This window comes from Pseudomonas sp. 2FG (genome assembly GCF_005502935.1).
Taxonomy (GTDB): Bacteria; Pseudomonadota; Gammaproteobacteria; order Pseudomonadales; family Pseudomonadaceae; genus Aquipseudomonas.
The window spans coordinates 197,985-215,795 of the sequence record NZ_SCMP01000002.1; the positions used below are offsets into that span (position 1 = coordinate 197,985).

Below are 17,811 nucleotides of genomic sequence, written 5' to 3' on the forward strand. Positions count from 1 at the left end.
GTCGCAAAACTGTCGGCGAACTTGAGCTAGGCTGGTTTCGGCTGGCTCGCCTAGCGGCTGCGGGCTGAAGACAGCCTGCGCGCTGTTTACCTGGGGTACGCCGCTCTGCCAAGCGCTCAGGTGAACGCTTGTTCTTACCGATTGGATTTAGACACAACGAGGGAGCGTTAATAATGATGAAGAAACTGATGTTGGCCGTTGGCCTGTTGACCCTGGCCAGTTCGGCCTTCGCCAGCACTAAGCCGTGCGAAGAGTTGAAGGCTGAGATCGACGCGAAGCTGAAAGCCAAGGGTGTGGCCTCCTACAGCCTGGAAATCGTTGCAAAAGGCAGTGTGACCGACAAGCAAGTGGTCGGCAGTTGCGACGGCGGCAGCAAGGAAATCGTCTACCGGCGCAACTAAGAATCTTCTAAGCCACGTGTGTAGCCGCAGCCGGCGTCGCCTAGGTGACGCCGGCTTTTTATTGCCTGGCGCTTACCCGCAGGTGCCTCTTGCAGCGCAAAGGCTGGATTCCCCTCCGCGCCAAGCTGGAGCTGCTGCTGGAGCAGACCGACGCCGATGAGCCGATCTTCACCGGCGATAGGCATGACTTCGGGCCCGCTTACGCTCCTACGAAATCCTCGCGCAGTCGCGCTGGGATCAGCCTTGCGGCCAGCGGCTCAAAAGGGCTGGCAGCGCAGCACTTCGGCGCGTGCAAGCAGCCGGTGCTGGGCGTCGTACAACCAGCCTTGGGCTCTATTCAGCAGCGGCCGCACTTCCAGGCGATAGCGTTGGCCGGCGCTGAAGTCATGGCGCAGCCGCAGGTGACAGGTGATCCGCAGCGGCTCGGACATCTGATCCATGCCGCCACCACCACCGCTCGCCTCGAATTGGAAGCGCACTTCCAACTCGTGCTGACCGGGGCTGACTTGGAAGTAGCGGCCGTCGTTCACGCGCTTGTCGTCGAGTTTGTTGGCCATCAGCGTATAGCCGGCCGTGGCATACAGATCGACCCAGGCTTGCAGGGGATCGGGTTTGGGCAACGGGCTGGCACAGGCCCCGAGGGCAAGCGCTAGCAGCAAGTAAGGCAGGTGGCGCATGGACGTCTCGCGAGATGAATCCTTCCTATCAGCATAGCGTTTGCGCTTAGCTGCCGCCGCAGCCTGTCTCACGGGCGCGCGCCAGCAGCCGATGCCGATCGTCGTAAAGCTTGGCCCAGGGGCGGAAGCCGATACTGCCGGCTTCCAGGCGATAGCGTTGGCCGGCGGCGAACTGCGGGTAATTCAACGCCAGCTGGCAGTCGCGCTGGTGCGCTGGGCTATTGGGCCCGATATTGCTGGCCGCGACCGCGAACTGGAAGCGCACTCGCAGTTCATGCTGGCCGGGGCTGACCTGGAAGTAGCGATCATCGTCCAGGGGCTTGGCGTCGACCCGGTAGGCCTGTAGTTCACTCTCGGCGTTGGTGTGCAGATCGATCCAGGCTTGGCTGGGATCGGGCGTCGGCATAAAGCGCAGCAAGGCGCAGCCGCCGAGGCTGAGCAGGCTGGTGGCGAGAAGCAAAGCGCGCATGCTGGGGCTCCGGCCTGAGTCAGGCAGTGGTGGGCAGATGGGATAGCAGCCGCCGCTGGAGCGCCTGCCGAAGATGCGCTAGGGTCGCGCGATGCCGCACTGTCTATCCTGGTTACTCGACCCCCCGAACCCGCACTGGGTTCCGTTGCTGCTGGCCTTGGGGCTGAGCGGTTGTTCCAGTGCCGGTTATTACACGCAACTGCTCGGCGGCCAGCTCGAGCTGTTGCAGCGCCGCGAGCCGGTCGCCGAGTTGCTGGCCGACCCCGCGCGCGATCCTGCGCTACGCCAGCGGCTGGTGCTGGCACAAGCGGCCCGGGCGTTCGCCAGCGCCGAACTGGGCCTGCCGGATAACCGCAGCTATCGGCTGTATGCCGATCTCGCTCGGCCCTTCGTGCTGTGGAATCTGTTCGCCACCCCGGAGTTTTCCCTGGCGCCACAGACCCAGTGCTTTCCCATCGCCGGTTGCGTGGCCTATCGCGGCTTCTATGAGCAGAACCGCGCGCGCGGTGCGGCGGCGCTGCTCCAGCAGCAGGGGTTGGACACCTACGTCGCCGGGGTGGAGGCCTATTCGACGCTCGGTTGGTTCGACGATCCGCTGCTCAACACCATGCTGCGTTGGGATGACCAGCGCCTGGCCGCGGTGATCTTTCACGAGTTGGCGCACCAGCAGTTTTATCTGCCGGGCGACACCGCGTTCAACGAGTCCTATGCCAGCTTCGTCGAGGCCGAGGGCCTGCGCCAATGGCGTGCCGCGCGTGGCTTGCCGGTGCCGGCGGACAACCGCGAGCGGCAGCGGGAGCAGTTCACCGCGCTGGTGCTGGCCAGCCGCGCACGGCTGGAAACCCTGTATGCCAGCGGCCAGAGCGAGGCAGCGTTGCGCCACGGCAAGGCCGTCGAATTCGAGCGCCTGCGCGCGGAGTACCGCCAGCTGCGCGCGCGCGAATGGGCCGGTATGGGGCGCTATGACGCCTGGATCGACAGCCCGCTGAACAATGCCAAGCTGTTGCCCTTTGGCCTATATGATCAATGGGTGCCGGCGTTCGCTCAGCTGTTCCGGCAGGTAAATGGCGACTGGCCGGCGTTCTATGCAGAGGTCAAAGGCCTCGGCGAGTTGCCCTGCGCGATGCGCGAGCAGGCGCTGAAACGCTTGCAGGGTGACTAGGGCGTTGCGCCGAGCGATTCAGGCGCACGCGGTCAAGGAATGTTGCAATCACTGGAAGCTGGACCATGAAAAAATTAGCTGTTGCCGTGCTGATCAGCCTGTTCGCCGCCCCGGTGCTGGCCGCGCCGAAATCCTGCGAAGAGCTCAAGCAGGAGATCGAAACCAAGATCCAAGCCGCCGGGGTCACCAGCTACACCCTGGAAATCGTCAGCAACGATGAAGTGCATGACCAGAGCATGGTGGTCGGCAGCTGCGAAAACGGCACGAAGAAGATCATCTACCAGAAGAACGGTTGAGCGGCGGCCAACAGACAGTGCCTTTGCGCTTGTAGGAACTGCAAGCGGCCTGCAACAGCGGTGGGCCGGTCAGGTGCCGCCGGGGTCAAAAAGGATGTTCTGTGTAGTGCATGGGGCAACCTGGTGACGAATAGGGGAAGGGCATTACCGGTCGTAGCCCTCGGCGATATGCAGGTCCTTGAGCCTCACGTAATTCGCCGCACTGTAGGTGAAGAAGGCCTTCTCCTTGTCGGTCAGCGGCCGTGCCTGTTGCACCGGGCTGCCGACGTACAGGTAGCCGCTCTCCAGGCGTTTGCCCGGTGGCACCAGGCTGCCGGCGCCGAGGATCACCTGGTCTTCGAGCACCGCGCCGTCCATTACCGTCGAACCCATGCCGATCAAGATCCGGCTGCCGACCGTGCAGCCATGCAGCATGACTTTGTGGCCGATGGTCACGTCGTCGCCGATCAGCAGCGGGAAGCCGTCCGGGTTGAACGGCCCGGCGTGGGTGATGTGCAGCACGCTGCCGTCCTGCACGCTGGTGCGTTGACCAATCCTGATCCGGTGCATATCGCCGCGGATCACCACCAGCGGCCAGACCGAGCTGTCGGCGCCCAACTGCACGTCGCCGATGACCACGGCCGAGGCATCGACGAACACCCGTTCGCCCAAGCTAGGAGTGCTGCCCTGATAACTGCGAATCGCCACGATAGAAACCTCTTAAGCTGCGGTAAGCCGCGATTGTAATTAAGATGGCGCCCATTCTGTTTTGAAACTCGCCGGGGAGCGTCGCCCACCGGCGTGGGTCAGAACATCCCTCTATGCCCAAACAGGTGAGCCGCCGTGAGCGAGAACAACCCCTTACTGCAATCCTTCGACCTGCCGCCCTACTCGTCCATTCGTCCGCAGCATGTCGAGCCGGCCATCGATACGATTCTGGCCGAGAGCCGTGCGGCGATTGCCGAACTGCTGGCCAAGCAGCCCGCCACCCCGACCTGGGACGGCCTGGTGCTGGCGCTGGATGAGCTGGGCGAGCGTCTGGGCCGGGCCTGGAGCCCGGTCAGCCACCTGAACGCCGTGTGCAACAGCGCCGAACTGCGCCAGGCGTACGAGGCGTGCCTGCCCAAGCTGTCCGAGTACTGGACCGAGCTGGGGCAGAACCGCGGTTTGTTTGAAGCCTACGAGGCACTGGCGCAGAGCCCGGCCGCGAGCGGTTTCGAGGTGGCGCAGACGACCATTCTCGAACACGCCCTGCGCGACTTCCGCCTGTCCGGCATCGACCTGCCGCCCGCCGAGCAGCAGCGTTACGGCGCAATCCAGATGAAACTCTCCGAGCTGGGCAGCCACTTCTCCAATCAACTGCTCGACGCCACCCAGGCCTGGACCAAGCACGTCACCGATGCAGCCCTGCTCTCCGGGATTACCGACTCGGCCCAGTTGCAGATGGCCCAGGCGGCCAAGGCCAAGGACCTCGACGGCTGGCTGATCAGCCTGGAATTCCCCAGCTACTACGCGGTGATGACCTATGCCGATAATCGCGCGTTGCGCGAAGAGGTCTACGCCGCCTACTGCACCCGCGCCTCCGACCAGGGGCCGAATGCCGGGCAGCACGACAACGGCCCGGTGATGGCCGAGATCCTCGATCTGCGCCAGGAGCTGGCGCAGCTGCTCGGCTTCGCCAGCTACGCCGAGCTGAGCCTGGCGACCAAGATGGCCGACAGCAGCGAGCAGGTGCTGAACTTCCTCCGAGACCTGGCGCTGCGCAGCAAAGCCTTCGCCGCCCAGGATCTCACCGAGTTGCAGGCTTTCGCCGCCGAACAGGGTTGCAGCGAGCTGCAGAGCTGGGACGTCGGCTACTACAGCGAGAAGCTGCGCCAGCAGCGCTACAGCATTGCCCAGGAAACCCTGCGCGCCTATTTCCCGATCGACCAGGTGCTGACCGGCCTGTTCGCCATAGTGCAGCGCCTCTACGGCATCCAGATCGCCGAGCTGCAAGGCTTCGACAGCTGGCATCCGGACGTGCGTCTGTTCGAGATCAAGGAACACGGCCAACATGTCGGGCGCTTCTTCTTCGACCTCTACGCCCGCGCCAACAAGCGCGGTGGCGCCTGGATGGATGGCGCCCGCGACCGTCGCCGCTCTGCCGCAGGCGATCTGATCAGCCCGGTGGCCAACCTGGTCTGCAACTTCACCCCGGCGGTTGGCGAGCAGCCGGCGCTGCTGACCCATGATGAAGTCACCACCCTGTTCCACGAGTTCGGCCACGGCCTGCATCACCTGCTGACCCGCGTCGAGCACGCCGGTGCTGCGGGCATCAATGGCGTGGCCTGGGATGCGGTCGAGCTGCCCAGCCAATTCATGGAGAACTGGTGCTGGGAGCCGGAAGGCCTGGCGCTGATTTCCGGCCACTACCAGAGCGGCGAAGCACTGCCGCAGGACCTGCTGGACAAGATGTTGGCGGCGAAGAACTTCCAATCCGGGCTGATGATGGCGCGGCAGATCGAGTTCTCGCTGTTCGACTTCGAACTACACGCCACCCACGGTGATGGCCGCAGCGTGCTGGAGGTGCTGGAAGGCATTCGCGCCGAGGTCTCGGTCATGCGCCCGCCGGCTTACAACCGCTTCCCCAACAGCTTTGCGCACATCTTCGCCGGCGGTTATGCGGCGGGCTACTACAGCTACAAGTGGGCCGAAGTGCTGTCCGCCGATGCCTTCTCCAGGTTCGAGGAAGAAGGCGTGTTCAACGCCGATACCGGCCGCGCCTTCCGCGAGGCGATCCTGGCGCGCGGCGGGGCGCAGGAGCCGATGCAGCTGTTCGTCGACTTCCGCGGTCGCGAGCCGTCGATCGACGCGCTGCTGCGCCATCTCGGCCTGAGCGCGGAGGCAGCATGAGCGACGCCCCGGTGAACATCGGCAAGAAACGCTTTATCGCCGGCGCCGTGTGCCCTGCGTGCAGCGAGCTCGACAAGATCCAGATGTGGGACGTGGATGGCGTGCCGCACCGCGAGTGCGTCGCCTGCGGTTATGCCGACACCCTCAACGCACAGGGCCAGTCGGTGCCCAAGGAGCTCGGCACACGGGTCAACGTCAGCGCAGTGAAGAAGCCGGCCGATCCCAAGGTGCAGGCGGTGCAGTTCTTCCCCAATCCCAAGCTGAAGAAACCGTCCGGCGAGTGAGCCGCGCCTTTCCTGCGGGAATGAGTGCAATCCGATAGACGCGCAGCGACAAGCCGGCAATTAACTGTATATTTGTACAGTTAATTGCCGGAGCCTTTCGCCATGTCTACGCCTTTTCCGCCGCGCGGTCGCGGCACCGCCAGCAACCCTCATAACCGCTTCGCCCCGACCCGCTCGGTGGTCGAGGACGACGGCTGGTTTCAGGAAGTGCCGCCGTCGCGTGCTACCGAAGTGCGGATCGAAACCGCGAAGACCATCATCACCCGCAACCAGTCGCCGGACCTGCCGTTCGACCGCTCGATCAACCCTTACCGCGGTTGTGAACACGGTTGTATCTATTGCTACGCCAGGCCCGGCCATGCCTATTGGGATCTGTCGCCGGGGCTGGATTTCGAGACCAAACTGATCGCCAAGACCAACGCCCCGGCCCTGCTCGAACAACAGCTGTCCAAGCCCGGTTATGTCTGTGCGCCGATCAATCTGGGCGCCAACACCGACCCCTATCAGCCGATCGAACGTGAACACCAACTGACCCGGCGCACGCTCGAAGTGCTGCTGCGTTATCGTCACCCGCTGACGATAGTGACCAAGGGCTCGCTGGTGCTGCGCGACCTGGATCTGCTCAGCGAACTGGCCAAGCAGCGGCTGGTGGCGGTGATGATCAGCCTGACTACCCTCGATGACGAGTTGAAACGCATCATGGAACCGCGCGCGGCCGCACCCTCGGCACGTTTGCGGGCCATTCGGGTGTTGCGCGAGGCGGGGATTCCGGTTGGCGTGCTCTGCTCGCCGATGATTCCGCTGATCAACGACAGCGAACTGGAGCAACTGCTGGCGCAGGCCAAGGGGGCCGGCGCGCAAAGCGCGGCCTATATGTTCCTGCGCCTGCCGCGCGAAGTGGCGCCACTGTTCGAGGAGTGGCTGGCGGCGCACTTTCCCGAGCGTGCCGAGCATGTGTTGAGCCTGGTGCGGCAGAGCCGTGGCGGTGAGCTCTACGACGGCCGCTTCGGCACGCGGATGCGTGGCGAAGGGCCGTTCGCCGAGCTGCTGGCGCAGCGCTTCAAGCTGGCACTCAAGCGCCTGGGCCTGAACAGGCGTGAGGGTTTCAATCTCGACTGCTCGCGCTTTTGCCCGCCGGGCGGGCAGATGGCGCTGTTGTAGAGGCTCTTAGTGCTAGCGGCGCAATTAGCTCGCCACGCGCTGCGCTTGATCGAGTTCCAGCTCGACGCCGAGTTGGCGTGACAGGCACGGCCAGCGTTTCCAGGCGGCATCCGTGGTCGGGCTGCTCAGGCGTTCGCGATAGGCCTGCACGGAGTCCTGGGCAAACATCGCGGCGTCCAGCATGCCTTCGACCGCAAGGTGTACCGCTTCGTCCAATTGATTGGCGAAGGGCTCACCAATCAACTGGTGGGCGATCAGATTGGCCACCGTGGTATCCAGCGGGATCAACGGCTGGCCGAGGTGGGTGATGTAGCGATCATTCACTTCCTCGACCAGGCGATGGGCCAAATACGCCTCGTCGAGCAGGCCGTCGAGACCTTCATGGCCGGCCATTAGCGCCGGCGGCTGGAGGAAAAACTGCTCGGCCACCTTCAGCACCGGTTTGATCTGCGCCTCGATCCCGGCCTCACGCGCCACTTGATTGGCGGCATCCAAGACCTCCGGCACCTGCTCCACATAGGCGGTGACGAAGCGCGTCAAGACCCCTTGGGCATCGCTGGCCGGCAGGCGGATGGAGGGGTGCAGGCGCAGCAGTTTTCCCTCGAGTTGGCGTACGAGGTGCCCACTGGTGGCTTCGTGTAGGTGCGCGCGCTGAATCAGTTCGCGCAGGGCGGCGGTGTTCATGACAGCTCCTGAAATAAGGACATGGGTGAGAGGCGAACAAAGACCATAGCTCGCCAGACGCTGTGGCTCAGACGCGATTGTCATAATTATTTAATGGTTATGCGAGCGTGTTATATCGGCTGTTTGCGACCGTTTTCCGCCCGCGGTAACCGGGGCGTTTAGGACAAGCCTTCGGCGGCTTTGGCCATTTGCGTTTCGACGTTGCCAGGTCGAAGTCGCCGTCTATACTCCGATTCGAAAGGCGTCACCTGATGGAACCGGACTGAGCTACGGCAAGGCGAGGTTGCGGCAGTTAAAGTCGGTTTTTAGCAGCCGCTCCCTTGGCCGCAGGCACAGCCGGCGGGATAACAAGAACGATAAGGGGAACCCGCAATGATGCGACATCCACGAGTCTGGGTGGGACTCCTGCTGTGGTCGGTATTCAGCCAAGCGCAAGCCGCCTGGACGGTGAATATGGCGCCTGGCGCGACGGCGGTCAGCCATGCAGTGTTTGATTTACACATGACCATCTTCTGGATCTGCGCGGTCATCGGTGTAGTGGTGTTCGGCGCGATGTTCTGGTCGATGCTCGTCCATCGGCGCTCCACCGGTCAGGTGGCGGCGCACTTCCACGAAAGCACGACGGTAGAGATTCTCTGGACCGTGGTGCCCTTCGTGATCCTGGTGGCCATGGCGATTCCGGCGACCAAGACGCTGATCGACATCTACGACAGCAGCGAGTCGGAGCTGGATATCCAGGTCACCGGCTATCAATGGAAGTGGCAGTACAAGTATCTGGGCCAGGACGTTGAGTTCTTCAGCAACCTGACCACCCCCGCCGAACAGATCAATAACCAAGCGCCCAAAGACGAGCATTACCTGCTGGAAGTCGACCAGCCATTGGTGGTGCCGGTGGGCACCAAGGTGCGTTTCCTGATTACCGCCGCCGATGTGATCCATTCCTGGTGGGTGCCGGCGTTGGCGGTGAAGCGCGATGCGATCCCCGGCTTCGTCAACGAAGCGTGGACGCGGATCGAGCAACCCGGTCTCTACCGTGGGCAGTGCACCGAACTGTGCGGCAAGGACCACGGCTTTATGCCGATCGTGGTCGAAGCCAAGTCGAAAGAAGATTTCGCCACCTGGCTGGCCGCGCGTAAGGAGGAAACGCTCAAGCTCAAGGAGCTGACCAGCAAGGAATGGACTCGCGAAGAGCTGGTTGCGCGGGGTGACAAGGTCTACCACAGCACCTGCGCCGCCTGTCACCAACCCGAAGGTCAGGGCCTGCCGCCGATGTTCCCGGCGCTTAAGGGCTCGAAGATCGCTACCGGGCCGAAGGAAGACCATCTGAAGATCGTCTTCAACGGCAAACCCGGGACTTCCATGGCCGCGTTCGGCAAGCAACTGTCGGAAGTCGATATTGCCGCAGTGATCACCTACGAGCGCAACGCCTGGGGCAACAACGTCGGTGACATGGTCGCCCCGAAAGATGTGTTGGCCCTCAAACAGGCTGAGGAATAGGAATAATGACTATGAATGCCGTGAACGAGCATCCCGAGCATAGCCACCTGAGCAGCGAGCAGGACCACCATCACCACGGGCCGGCCAAGGGGCTGATGCGCTGGGTATTGACCACCAACCACAAGGACATCGGCACGATGTACCTGTGGTTCAGCTTTGCAATGTTCCTGCTCGGCGGTTCGATGGCCATGGTCATCCGCGCCGAGCTGTTCCAGCCCGGCTTGCAGATAGTCCAGCCGGAGTTCTTCAACCAGATGACCACCATGCATGGCCTGATCATGGTCTTCGGCGCGGTGATGCCGGCCTTCGTCGGCCTGGCCAACTGGATGATCCCGCTGATGGTTGGCGCCCCGGATATGGCCCTGCCACGGATGAACAACTTCAGCTTCTGGCTGCTACCGGCGGCGTTCACGCTGCTGGTCAGCACCCTGTTCTCTGCCGCTGGCGGGCCGAACTTCGGCTGGACCTTCTACGCGCCGCTGTCCACCACCTACGCCCCGGAAAGCGTCACCTTCTTCATCTTCGCCATCCACCTGATGGGCATCAGCTCGATCATGGGCGCGATCAACATAATCGCCACCATCCTCAACCTGCGTGCCCCTGGCATGACCCTGATGAAGATGCCGCTGTTCGTCTGGACCTGGCTGATCACCGCCTTCCTGCTGATCGCGGTGATGCCGGTACTGGCGGGTTGCGTGACCATGATGCTGATGGACATCCATTTCGGCACCAGTTTCTTCAGTGCTGCCGGCGGCGGGGATCCGGTGTTGTTCCAGCATGTGTTCTGGTTCTTCGGCCACCCCGAGGTGTACATCATGATCCTGCCCGCCTTCGGTGCGGTCAGCGCGATCATTCCGGCCTTCTCGCGCAAGCCGCTGTTCGGCTACACCTCGATGGTCTACGCCACGGCGAGTATCGCCTTCCTGTCGTTCATCGTCTGGGCGCACCACATGTTCGTGGTCGGTATTCCGCTGGTGGGCGAGCTGTTCTTCATGTATGCCACCCTGCTGATCGCCGTGCCCACCGGGGTCAAGGTGTTCAACTGGGTGAGCACCATGTGGCAGGGCTCGCTGACCTTCGAGACGCCGATGCTGTTCGCCGTGGCCTTCGTCATCCTGTTCACCATCGGCGGTTTCTCCGGGCTGATGCTGGCCATCGCTCCGGCGGATTTCCAGTACCACGACACTTACTTCGTGGTGGCGCACTTCCACTATGTATTGGTGCCGGGGGCGATCTTCGGGATCTTCGCTTCGGCCTATTACTGGCTGCCGAAGTGGACCGGCCACATGTACGACGAGACCCTCGGCAAGCTGCACTTCTGGCTGTCGTTCGTCGGCATGAACATGGCCTTCTTCCCGATGCATTTCGTTGGCTTGGCGGGCATGCCGCGGCGGATTCCGGACTACAGCCTGCAGTTCGCCGACTTCAACATGATCTCCTCGATCGGTGCCTTCAGCTTTGGCGCCACGCAGTTCCTCTTCCTGTTCATCGTCATCAAGTGCATCCGTGGCGGCAAGGCCGCGCCGGCCAAACCTTGGGATGGGGCAGAGGGTCTGGAGTGGACGGTGCCCTCGCCAGCGCCTTACCACACCTTCACGACGCCACCGGAAGTTGAAGTGAGCCGCTGATGAGCGAGGCCCAGAGTACGCGTCGCCTGGTTACCCGCCTGCTCGTGCTGGTGGTGGCGATGTTCGCCTTTGGTTTCGCTTTGGTGCCGATTTACGACCAGATGTGCAAGGTGTTCGGCATCAATGGCAAAACGGCCGGGGCCTATGCGGGCACGCAGACCGTGGACGAGCAGCGCCAAGTACGAGTGCAGTTTCTCGCCACCAATGCCGCCGACATGGTTTGGGAGTTCCATCCCGTAGCGGACGAGTTAGTCGTGTATCCAGGGGCGGTCAACGAGATGAAGTTTATCGCGCATAACCCGACCGATAAGCCGATGACGGCCCAGGCCATTCCCAGTGTGGTGCCGTCGGAGGCAGCGGCGTATTTCCATAAAACCGAATGTTTCTGTTTCACCCAGCAGGTGCTGCAGGCGGGTGAGCGTATCGAGATGGTGGTGCGTTTCATCGTCGACCGTGACCTGCCCAAGGATGTGTACCACCTGACCCTCGGTTACACGCTGTTCGATATCACTGCACGTCATCCGCCGGTTGCCAGCAACGGCGGATAACCAAGGAGAACAATAATGGCAACCCACGAGCAGTATTACGTTCCGACCCAGAGCAAGTGGCCGATCATCGCCACAATCGGCCTGCTCACCACTGTCTACGGCCTGGGCACCTGGTTCAACGACATGAAAGCTGCGCGCCCCGATTCCCATGGCCCGCTGATCTTCTTCATCGGCGGCCTGTTCCTCGCCTACATGCTATTTGGCTGGTTCGGCACGGTGATCAAGGAGAGCCGCTCAGGTCTGTACAGCTCGCAAATGGACCGTTCATTCCGCTGGGGCATGAGCTGGTTCATCTTCTCCGAGGTGATGTTCTTTATCGCCTTCTTTGGCGCCTTGTTCTACGTGCGCAACCTCTCCGGGCCTTGGCTCGGTGGTGAAGGGGCGAAAGGAGTGGCGAACATGCTCTGGCCGAGCTTCGAGTTTGCCTGGCCGCTGCTGAACAACCCGGACTCCAAGTTGTTCCCGCCGCCCAAGGAAGTGATCTCGCCCTGGGAGCTGCCGCTGCTCAACACCTTACTGCTGGTCAGCTCCAGCGTTACCGTGACCTTAGCCCACCATGCGCTGCGCAAGGGCCATCGCAAGCCGCTGAAGCTGTGGTTGGCGCTGACCATTCTGCTGGGTCTGACCTTCCTGGCATTCCAGGCCACGGAATACGTCGAGGCCTACCACGAACTGGGCCTGACCCTGGGCTCGGGCATCTACGGCGCCACCTTCTTTATGCTTACCGGCTTCCACGGTGCCCACGTGACGCTGGGGACGATCATTCTGACGGTGATGCTGGTGCGCATCTTGCGCGGGCACTTCGATCCGGAGCACCACTTCGGCTTCGAGGCGGCCGCCTGGTACTGGCACTTCGTCGATGTGGTGTGGATTGGGCTGTTTACCTTCGTTTACGTGCTTTAACGCAGGCCTGGTAGCCCGGATGCGGGTTCGGGCTACCAGGTGACATGCGAGACCAGCTGCCCGCTGTAGAAACCCCAGGCCACTAGAGCCAGCGTGAGGGCTGCAAGGGTGACACGCACGGTCAGGGCGTAGACCAGCCGTGAGCTGTGGCCTTGATCCTTGACCAGAAAGAACAGACCGCTGAACAGACTGACTAGGGTTGCCAATAGCATGAAGATGATCGCCGCTTTGAGCATGGCGTGACTCTCGGATGTGGGGAAGGGGAATGCAGTTCAGTATAGCCAGTCACACGGGTGGATTCGGGAGGGCCGCATGAGCCGCTTTCGGCCCGGTCTGGCGCCAACCCTGGTGGTGTTGGCGCTGCTGCCGCTGCTGATCGCCCTGGGCTTCTGGCAGTTGTCCCGCGCCGCGGAAAAGCGCGGCCTGCTGAGCAGTTATGAAGCCCGGCGAACGGCCGAGCCGATCGATATTGTCGAGTTGGAGCACAGTGCCGATCCGGCGTACCGGCGCGTGCGTCTGTACGGCCATTTCGACGAGCAGCACAGCCTGTTGCTCGACAACCGCATCCGTGCCGGACAGGTCGGCATCGAATTGCTGCAACCCTTCTACGATCAGGCCAGCGGTCTCTGGTTGTTGCTCAACCGTGGCTGGCTGCGCTGGCCAGATCGGCGCACGCCACCCGTCTTCAATACTCCGGATACGGCCCTGAGCCTGGTTGCCTGGGTCTATGTGCCGCCGGGCGCCACCTTCCAGCTGCAAGCCGACCAGCCGAGCCGCGAGTGGCCGCACCTGATCACCGCAGTTGAGCCGCGTAGCGTCTGGGAACAGTTGGGCCGTGCTGGACTGCCTTATGAATTGCGCCTGGAACCCGGCCCCGCGGCCTACCAGGCCGACTGGGCCGTAGTCGCCATGGGGCCGGAAAAACACCAGGGTTATGCCGTGCAATGGTTTGCCCTCGCGGTAGCCCTGTTTGGCCTGTTTATTTATCTCGGATTGCACTCTGTATCCGCTAGTGCACAACGCGCAGGAGAACCCTCATGAATCCAGCCATAACCCTGCCTGGTGCCCCGCCTAGCCGTCGTCGGGGGCGCTGGCAGCTGTTGCTGCTGCTGGCGCTGACTATCGGTCCGATGGTGCTGGCGACAGCCATGTACCAATGGCGGTTCTGGGTGCCGGATGGGCGCAATTATCACGGTGAGCTGATCGGCAATGGCCAGAGTCGGGCTGATTTGGGTGTGCAATCCGCCGAAGAAACCCGCTGGCAGATATTGGTGACCGCCCCGCAAGGCTGCGCTGAAGACTGTCGTCAGCTGGTCTACCTGGCGCGGCAAATTCAGATCGGCCTCGGCCGCGAAGCCTCACGCGCCAGCCATGCCCTGGCCACTGCGCAGCCACTGGCGGATGACTACAGCGCCGAACTGACGCGCGAATATCCCAGGCTCGGGCGCCTCTCGCTGGATGCACAGGCCTATGACCAGGCCACCGATGGCGGCAGCGCTGCGCAGCTGTGGCTCGTCGATCCGCACGGCAACCTGGTGCTGCGCTATGGCGCCAAGGTCAAAGGCAAAGCTGTGCTGAATGACCTCCTTCATCTGCTGAAACTGTCGAATATCGGCTAAGGAAGCGTTATGGCCAAACCCGGATTCCGTCTCGCCCTGCTGGCTACCGTGCTGGCCGTGGTGGTGGTGCTGCTGGGCGCCTACACCCGGCTGACCCATGCCGGCCTCGGCTGCCCGGACTGGCCCGGCTGCTACGGCTTTATCGGCGTACCGAAAACCGAGGTGCAGTTGGCCCATGCCGAGCAGCATTATCCGCAGGCGCCGGTGGAGGCGCAGAAGGGTTGGAACGAGATGGTGCACCGCTACTTCGCCGGTAGCCTTGGCTTGCTGATTCTCAGCTTGGCCATCCTCGCGCTGCGCCGGCGCGGTCAGCCGGGCCAGCCATTGAAATTGCCACTGCTACTGCTCGCTGTGGTGATCGCCCAGGCGGCCTTTGGCATGTGGACTGTGACCTTGAAGCTCTGGCCCCAGGTGGTCACCGCCCACCTGGTCGGGGGCTTTACCACCCTGGCCTTGCTGTTTCTCTTGACTCTGCGGCTATCCGGCGCTTTAGCGCCGTTGCCAGCGCTGCCTGCCCGACTGCGCCGCTTGGCGGCGTTGGGGCTGCTGCTGGTGATCGGGCAGATTGCCCTGGGTGGCTGGGTGAGCTCCAACTACGCGGCGGTGGCCTGCATCGACCTGCCCACCTGCCATGGTCAATGGTGGCCGGCGGTGGACTTCGCCAACGGCTTTCACCTGACCCAGCAGATTGGTCCCAATTACCTCGGTGGCCAGCTGGATAGCGATGCGCGTACCGCCATTCATCTGACTCACCGCCTCGGTGCCCTGGCGGTGACGCTGGTGCTGCTGGCACTGGCCTGGCAGCTGCGCGGTGCGGGGTTCTCACGGTTGGCCGGGTTGCTCGTGTTGGCCTTGGCCGTGCAGGTCGGTCTGGGCGCGAGCAACGTATTACTGCACCTGCCGCTGGTCGTCGCCGTCGCCCATAACGGCGGTGGCGCGGCGTTGCTGCTGGTGCTGGTGCTGGTCAATTACCGGTTGCGCAGCCACCTAGGTCAGACGCAGCAGAGGTCCGCAGGCTGGGTTAGCCGCACCACGGCGTAACCCTCCATAGGGTCGAGTGAAACGCTGGGTTAGGTCCTTCGGCCTAACCTACCTTACGAATAACAAGAAGGAGAGACGCCATGGCCACTCTACTCAGCGAACAGCACAGCCAAGCCCTCTGGCGCGACTATTTGGAGTTGACCAAGCCCAAGGTCGTGGTGCTGATGCTGATCACCTCCCTGGTCGGCATGTTCCTCGCGACTCGTGCGGGGGTGCCCTGGACCGTGCTGCTGTTCGGCAATCTGGGCATCGCCCTGTGTGCCGGCGGCGCGGCGGCGGTCAACCATGTGGTGGATCGGCGCATCGACGCGTTGATGGCGCGCACCCATAAGCGGCCGCTCGCCGAAGGCCGGGTATCACCCGCCGCGGCATTGGCTTTCGCGCTGTTGCTGTCGGTTTCGGGGCTGGTCATTCTGCTGGCTTTCACCAATGAACTGACGGCCTGGCTGACCCTGGCCTCGCTGCTGGGCTACGCGGTGCTCTACACCGGCTTTCTCAAGCGTGCCACGCCGCAGAACATCGTGATCGGTGGCTTGGCTGGCGCTGCGCCACCGCTGCTCGGCTGGGTGGCGGTGACTGGACACCTGAGTGCGGAACCGCTGCTTCTGGTGCTGATCATCTTCGCCTGGACGCCGCCGCACTTCTGGGCCCTGGCCATCCACCGCAAGGCCGAATATGCCAAGGCCGACATCCCGATGTTGCCGGTGACCCACGGCGAGCATTACACCAAGGTGCATATCGTCCTTTACACCCTGGTGTTGCTGGCGGTCAGCCTGCTGCCCTACGTCATCCACATGAGTGGAACGCTCTACCTGGTTTGCGCTCTGGGTTTGGGCGCGCGCTTTCTGCATTGGGCCTGGGTGCTGTACCGTGACAGCCAGCCACATGCGGCGATCAATACCTTCAAGTACAGTATCTACTACCTGTTCCTGTTGTTTATCGCCCTGCTGGTCGACCACTACCTGCTGCTGAATCTCTGAGCGGCTGAACTTCTGAATTGTTGAGCCTATGACCCGTACTCAAATCACCGTTTTCGTTCTCGTGGCCTTGGTTGCGCTGGTGCTGGGCCTGACCGTACACAAGGTGCTCAATGGCAGGAGCCAAGGAGATCCGGCGGCGTTGATCGATGCCGGCATCATCCTGCTGCCACAAAGCCGCACGCTGCCTGACCTGAGCCTGACCAATCAGGACGGGCAGGCGGTGGCGGTCGATCAGCTCAAGGATAAATGGAGCCTGCTGTTCTTCGGCTACACCTTCTGCCCGGACATCTGCCCGACCACCCTCGCCCAGTTGCGCGAACTCAAGGGCAAGCTGCCGGAAGAGGCGCGCAACAAGCTGCAGGTGATCCTGGTCAGCGTCGATCCGCAGCGTGATACGCCGCCGCTACTCAAGCAGTACCTCGGTTACTTTGACCCGACGTTCCAGGGCCTGACCGGCGAGGTGGTGAGTATCCAGAAGCTGGCTAACGCGGTGAGCATCCCGTTTATCCCGGCCGATACCAGCAAGGAAAACTACACCGTCGACCACAGTGGCAACCTGGTCATCATCGGGCCGGATGGCCGTCAGCATGGTTTCATTCGCGCGCCCCTGAATAACGAGAAGCTGGCCGTGCAGTTGCCGGTTCTGTTGCAAGGCAGAGATTGATCTAAAGCCACGCGCATAAAAAAGCCCGCTCAGATGAGCGGGCTTTTGCGTTACGCGGTTGCTGCGGCCGGGTTTAGAACGCCGGCACTATCGCACCCTGGTACTTCTCCAGGATGAATTGCTTCACCTCCGGGCTGTTCAGCGCCTTGGCCAGTTTCTGCAGGGCGGCGGAGTCTTTGTTGTCCGGGCGCGCGACCAGGATGTTCACGTAGGGCGAGTCGCTGCCTTCGATGGCCAGGGCATCCTTGCTCGGGTCGAGTTTGGCTTCCAGGGCGTAGTTGGTGTTGATCAACGCCAGGTCGACCTGGCCGAGCACGCGCGGCAGGGTCGCGGCTTCCAGCTCGCGCACCTTGATGGCTTTCGGGTTCTCGACGATGTCCTTGGGCGTGGCGAGGATGTTCTGCGCGTCCTTCAGCTTGATCACGCCGACCTTATTCAGCAGCAGCAAGGCCCGGCCGCCGTTGGTGGCGTCGTTGGGGATCACTACGCTGGCGCCCTGCGGCAGTTCGCTCAGGCTCTTGAACTTGCTCGAGTAGGCGCCGAAGGGTTCGACGTGAATACCGGCGACGCTGACCAGTTGGGTGCCTTTGCTCTTGTTGAACTCATCCAGGTACGGCTGGTGCTGGAAGAAGTTGGCGTCCAGGCGCTTCTCGGCCACTTGCACGTTCGGCTGCACGTAGTCGGTGAAGACCTTGACCCTCAGCTCGACACCTTGTTTGGCCAGGGCCGGCTTGATGAACTCGAGGATTTCCGCATGCGGCACCGGGGTGGCGGCGACGGTCAGGGTTTCGCCGGCCTGGGCGGCCAAAGCCGCGGCAGCATTGGAGAGCGCCGCCACGGCGGCGAAGGCAGCTAGCAATTTTTTCATCGTGTGCTCCTTGTGGGATGTCAGTCGGGGCGGCGGATAGCCGCTGATGTAGCCGAGG

At 62.7% G+C, this 17,811-nt stretch carries 21 protein-coding genes; 15 read left to right on the forward strand and 6 right to left on the reverse strand.

The window, feature by feature from the left end; translation table 11 throughout:
* The first annotated feature begins 170 nt into the window (after window positions 1–170).
* A complete protein-coding gene (locus tag FFS13_RS02800) occupies window positions 171–401 on the forward strand; it encodes a DUF1161 domain-containing protein (protein WP_137817724.1) in 231 nt (76 codons plus the stop codon).
* Window positions 402–658: 257 nt separating this feature from the next.
* Here the strand turns inward: FFS13_RS02800 and FFS13_RS02805 are convergent, their stop codons facing one another.
* Both FFS13_RS02805 and FFS13_RS02810 read right to left on the reverse strand, forming a co-directional pair.
* Window positions 659–1,078: a hypothetical protein gene (locus tag FFS13_RS02805; protein ID WP_137817600.1), complete on the reverse strand. Its 420-nt coding sequence runs from the start codon at window positions 1,076–1,078 to the stop codon at window positions 659–661.
* 46 nt (window positions 1,079–1,124) lie between these two features.
* Window positions 1,125–1,547, reverse strand: coding sequence for a hypothetical protein (locus tag FFS13_RS02810; RefSeq protein WP_137817601.1), 423 nt, complete (start codon window positions 1,545–1,547; stop codon window positions 1,125–1,127).
* A 91-nt stretch (window positions 1,548–1,638) separates the two neighbouring features.
* On the opposite strand from FFS13_RS02810, the gene FFS13_RS02815 reads away from it, so the two are divergent.
* Window positions 1,639–2,709, forward strand: a complete 1,071-nt coding sequence (locus tag FFS13_RS02815) for an aminopeptidase (protein ID WP_137817602.1) — start codon at window positions 1,639–1,641, stop codon at window positions 2,707–2,709.
* 65 nt (window positions 2,710–2,774) lie between these two features.
* Window positions 2,775–3,005, forward strand: a complete 231-nt coding sequence (locus tag FFS13_RS02820; protein ID WP_137817603.1) for a DUF1161 domain-containing protein — start codon at window positions 2,775–2,777, stop codon at window positions 3,003–3,005.
* 144 nt (window positions 3,006–3,149) lie between these two features.
* Here FFS13_RS02820 and FFS13_RS02825 read toward each other — a convergent pair whose 3' ends face one another.
* Window positions 3,150–3,692, reverse strand: a complete 543-nt coding sequence (locus FFS13_RS02825; RefSeq protein WP_137817604.1) for a gamma carbonic anhydrase family protein — start codon at window positions 3,690–3,692, stop codon at window positions 3,150–3,152.
* Between the two features lie 135 nt (window positions 3,693–3,827).
* On the opposite strand from FFS13_RS02825, the gene prlC reads away from it, so the two are divergent.
* From prlC to FFS13_RS02840, 3 genes are all read left to right on the forward strand, one after another.
* On the forward strand, window positions 3,828–5,876 hold the full coding sequence (gene prlC / locus FFS13_RS02830; protein WP_137817605.1) for an oligopeptidase A: 2,049 nt from the start codon (window positions 3,828–3,830) through the stop codon (window positions 5,874–5,876).
* Window positions 5,873–6,160, forward strand: coding sequence for a YheV family putative zinc ribbon protein (locus tag FFS13_RS02835; protein WP_137817606.1), 288 nt, complete (start codon window positions 5,873–5,875; stop codon window positions 6,158–6,160). The genes prlC and FFS13_RS02835 overlap by 4 nt, the downstream gene beginning before the upstream one ends.
* A gap of 102 nt (window positions 6,161–6,262) precedes the next feature.
* Window positions 6,263–7,321 carry a PA0069 family radical SAM protein gene (locus FFS13_RS02840; RefSeq protein WP_137817607.1) on the forward strand — a complete coding sequence of 353 codons (1,059 nt, stop codon included), beginning with the start codon at window positions 6,263–6,265 and terminating at the stop codon, window positions 7,319–7,321.
* A gap of 24 nt (window positions 7,322–7,345) precedes the next feature.
* On the opposite strand, the gene FFS13_RS02845 is transcribed toward FFS13_RS02840, so the two are convergent.
* Entirely contained in the window at window positions 7,346–8,005 is a 660-nt protein-coding gene (locus FFS13_RS02845) for a hypothetical protein (RefSeq protein ID WP_137817608.1), read from the reverse strand.
* 372 nt (window positions 8,006–8,377) lie between these two features.
* Here FFS13_RS02845 and coxB point away from each other — a divergent pair, with 372 nt between their 5' ends.
* From coxB to FFS13_RS02865, 4 genes are read left to right on the forward strand one after another with little or no spacing between them, the layout of a single operon-like run.
* Complete coding sequence (coxB, locus tag FFS13_RS02850; protein ID WP_137817609.1) at window positions 8,378–9,502, forward strand: cytochrome c oxidase subunit II; 1,125 nt, start codon at window positions 8,378–8,380, stop codon at window positions 9,500–9,502.
* Window positions 9,503–9,513: 11 nt separating this feature from the next.
* On the forward strand, window positions 9,514–11,130 hold the full coding sequence (ctaD, locus tag FFS13_RS02855) for a cytochrome c oxidase subunit I (RefSeq protein ID WP_137817725.1): 1,617 nt from the start codon (window positions 9,514–9,516) through the stop codon (window positions 11,128–11,130).
* Window positions 11,130–11,678, forward strand: a complete 549-nt coding sequence (locus FFS13_RS02860; RefSeq protein WP_137817610.1) for a cytochrome c oxidase assembly protein — start codon at window positions 11,130–11,132, stop codon at window positions 11,676–11,678. The genes ctaD and FFS13_RS02860 overlap by 1 nt, the downstream gene beginning before the upstream one ends.
* A 15-nt stretch (window positions 11,679–11,693) precedes the next feature.
* Entirely contained in the window at window positions 11,694–12,581 is an 888-nt protein-coding gene (locus FFS13_RS02865; protein ID WP_137817611.1) for a cytochrome c oxidase subunit 3, read from the forward strand.
* 32 nt (window positions 12,582–12,613) lie between these two features.
* Here the strand turns inward: FFS13_RS02865 and FFS13_RS02870 are convergent, their stop codons facing one another.
* Window positions 12,614–12,817 carry a twin transmembrane helix small protein gene (locus tag FFS13_RS02870; protein WP_137817612.1) on the reverse strand — a complete coding sequence of 68 codons (204 nt, stop codon included), beginning with the start codon at window positions 12,815–12,817 and terminating at the stop codon, window positions 12,614–12,616.
* Window positions 12,818–12,893: 76 nt separating this feature from the next.
* On the opposite strand from FFS13_RS02870, the gene FFS13_RS02875 reads away from it, so the two are divergent.
* The 5 genes from FFS13_RS02875 (at window position 12,894) to FFS13_RS02895 (ending at window position 16,885) form a co-directional block, all read left to right on the forward strand.
* Window positions 12,894–13,622, forward strand: a complete 729-nt coding sequence (locus FFS13_RS02875; RefSeq protein ID WP_137817613.1) for an SURF1 family protein — start codon at window positions 12,894–12,896, stop codon at window positions 13,620–13,622.
* Window positions 13,619–14,200 carry a hypothetical protein gene (locus FFS13_RS02880; RefSeq protein WP_137817614.1) on the forward strand — a complete coding sequence of 194 codons (582 nt, stop codon included), beginning with the start codon at window positions 13,619–13,621 and terminating at the stop codon, window positions 14,198–14,200. Before FFS13_RS02875 ends, FFS13_RS02880 begins: the two co-directional genes overlap by 4 nt.
* A 9-nt stretch (window positions 14,201–14,209) precedes the next feature.
* A complete protein-coding gene (locus FFS13_RS02885; protein ID WP_137817615.1) occupies window positions 14,210–15,241 on the forward strand; it encodes a COX15/CtaA family protein in 1,032 nt (343 codons plus the stop codon).
* Window positions 15,242–15,321: 80 nt separating this feature from the next.
* A complete protein-coding gene (gene cyoE / locus FFS13_RS02890; RefSeq protein WP_137817616.1) occupies window positions 15,322–16,221 on the forward strand; it encodes a heme o synthase in 900 nt (299 codons plus the stop codon).
* Window positions 16,222–16,249: 28 nt separating this feature from the next.
* Window positions 16,250–16,885 carry an SCO family protein gene (locus tag FFS13_RS02895; protein ID WP_137817617.1) on the forward strand — a complete coding sequence of 212 codons (636 nt, stop codon included), beginning with the start codon at window positions 16,250–16,252 and terminating at the stop codon, window positions 16,883–16,885.
* A gap of 73 nt (window positions 16,886–16,958) precedes the next feature.
* Here the strand turns inward: FFS13_RS02895 and FFS13_RS02900 are convergent, their stop codons facing one another.
* Window positions 16,959–17,753, reverse strand: a complete 795-nt coding sequence (locus tag FFS13_RS02900; RefSeq protein ID WP_137817618.1) for a MetQ/NlpA family ABC transporter substrate-binding protein — start codon at window positions 17,751–17,753, stop codon at window positions 16,959–16,961.
* Between the last annotated feature and the right edge of the window lie 58 nt (window positions 17,754–17,811).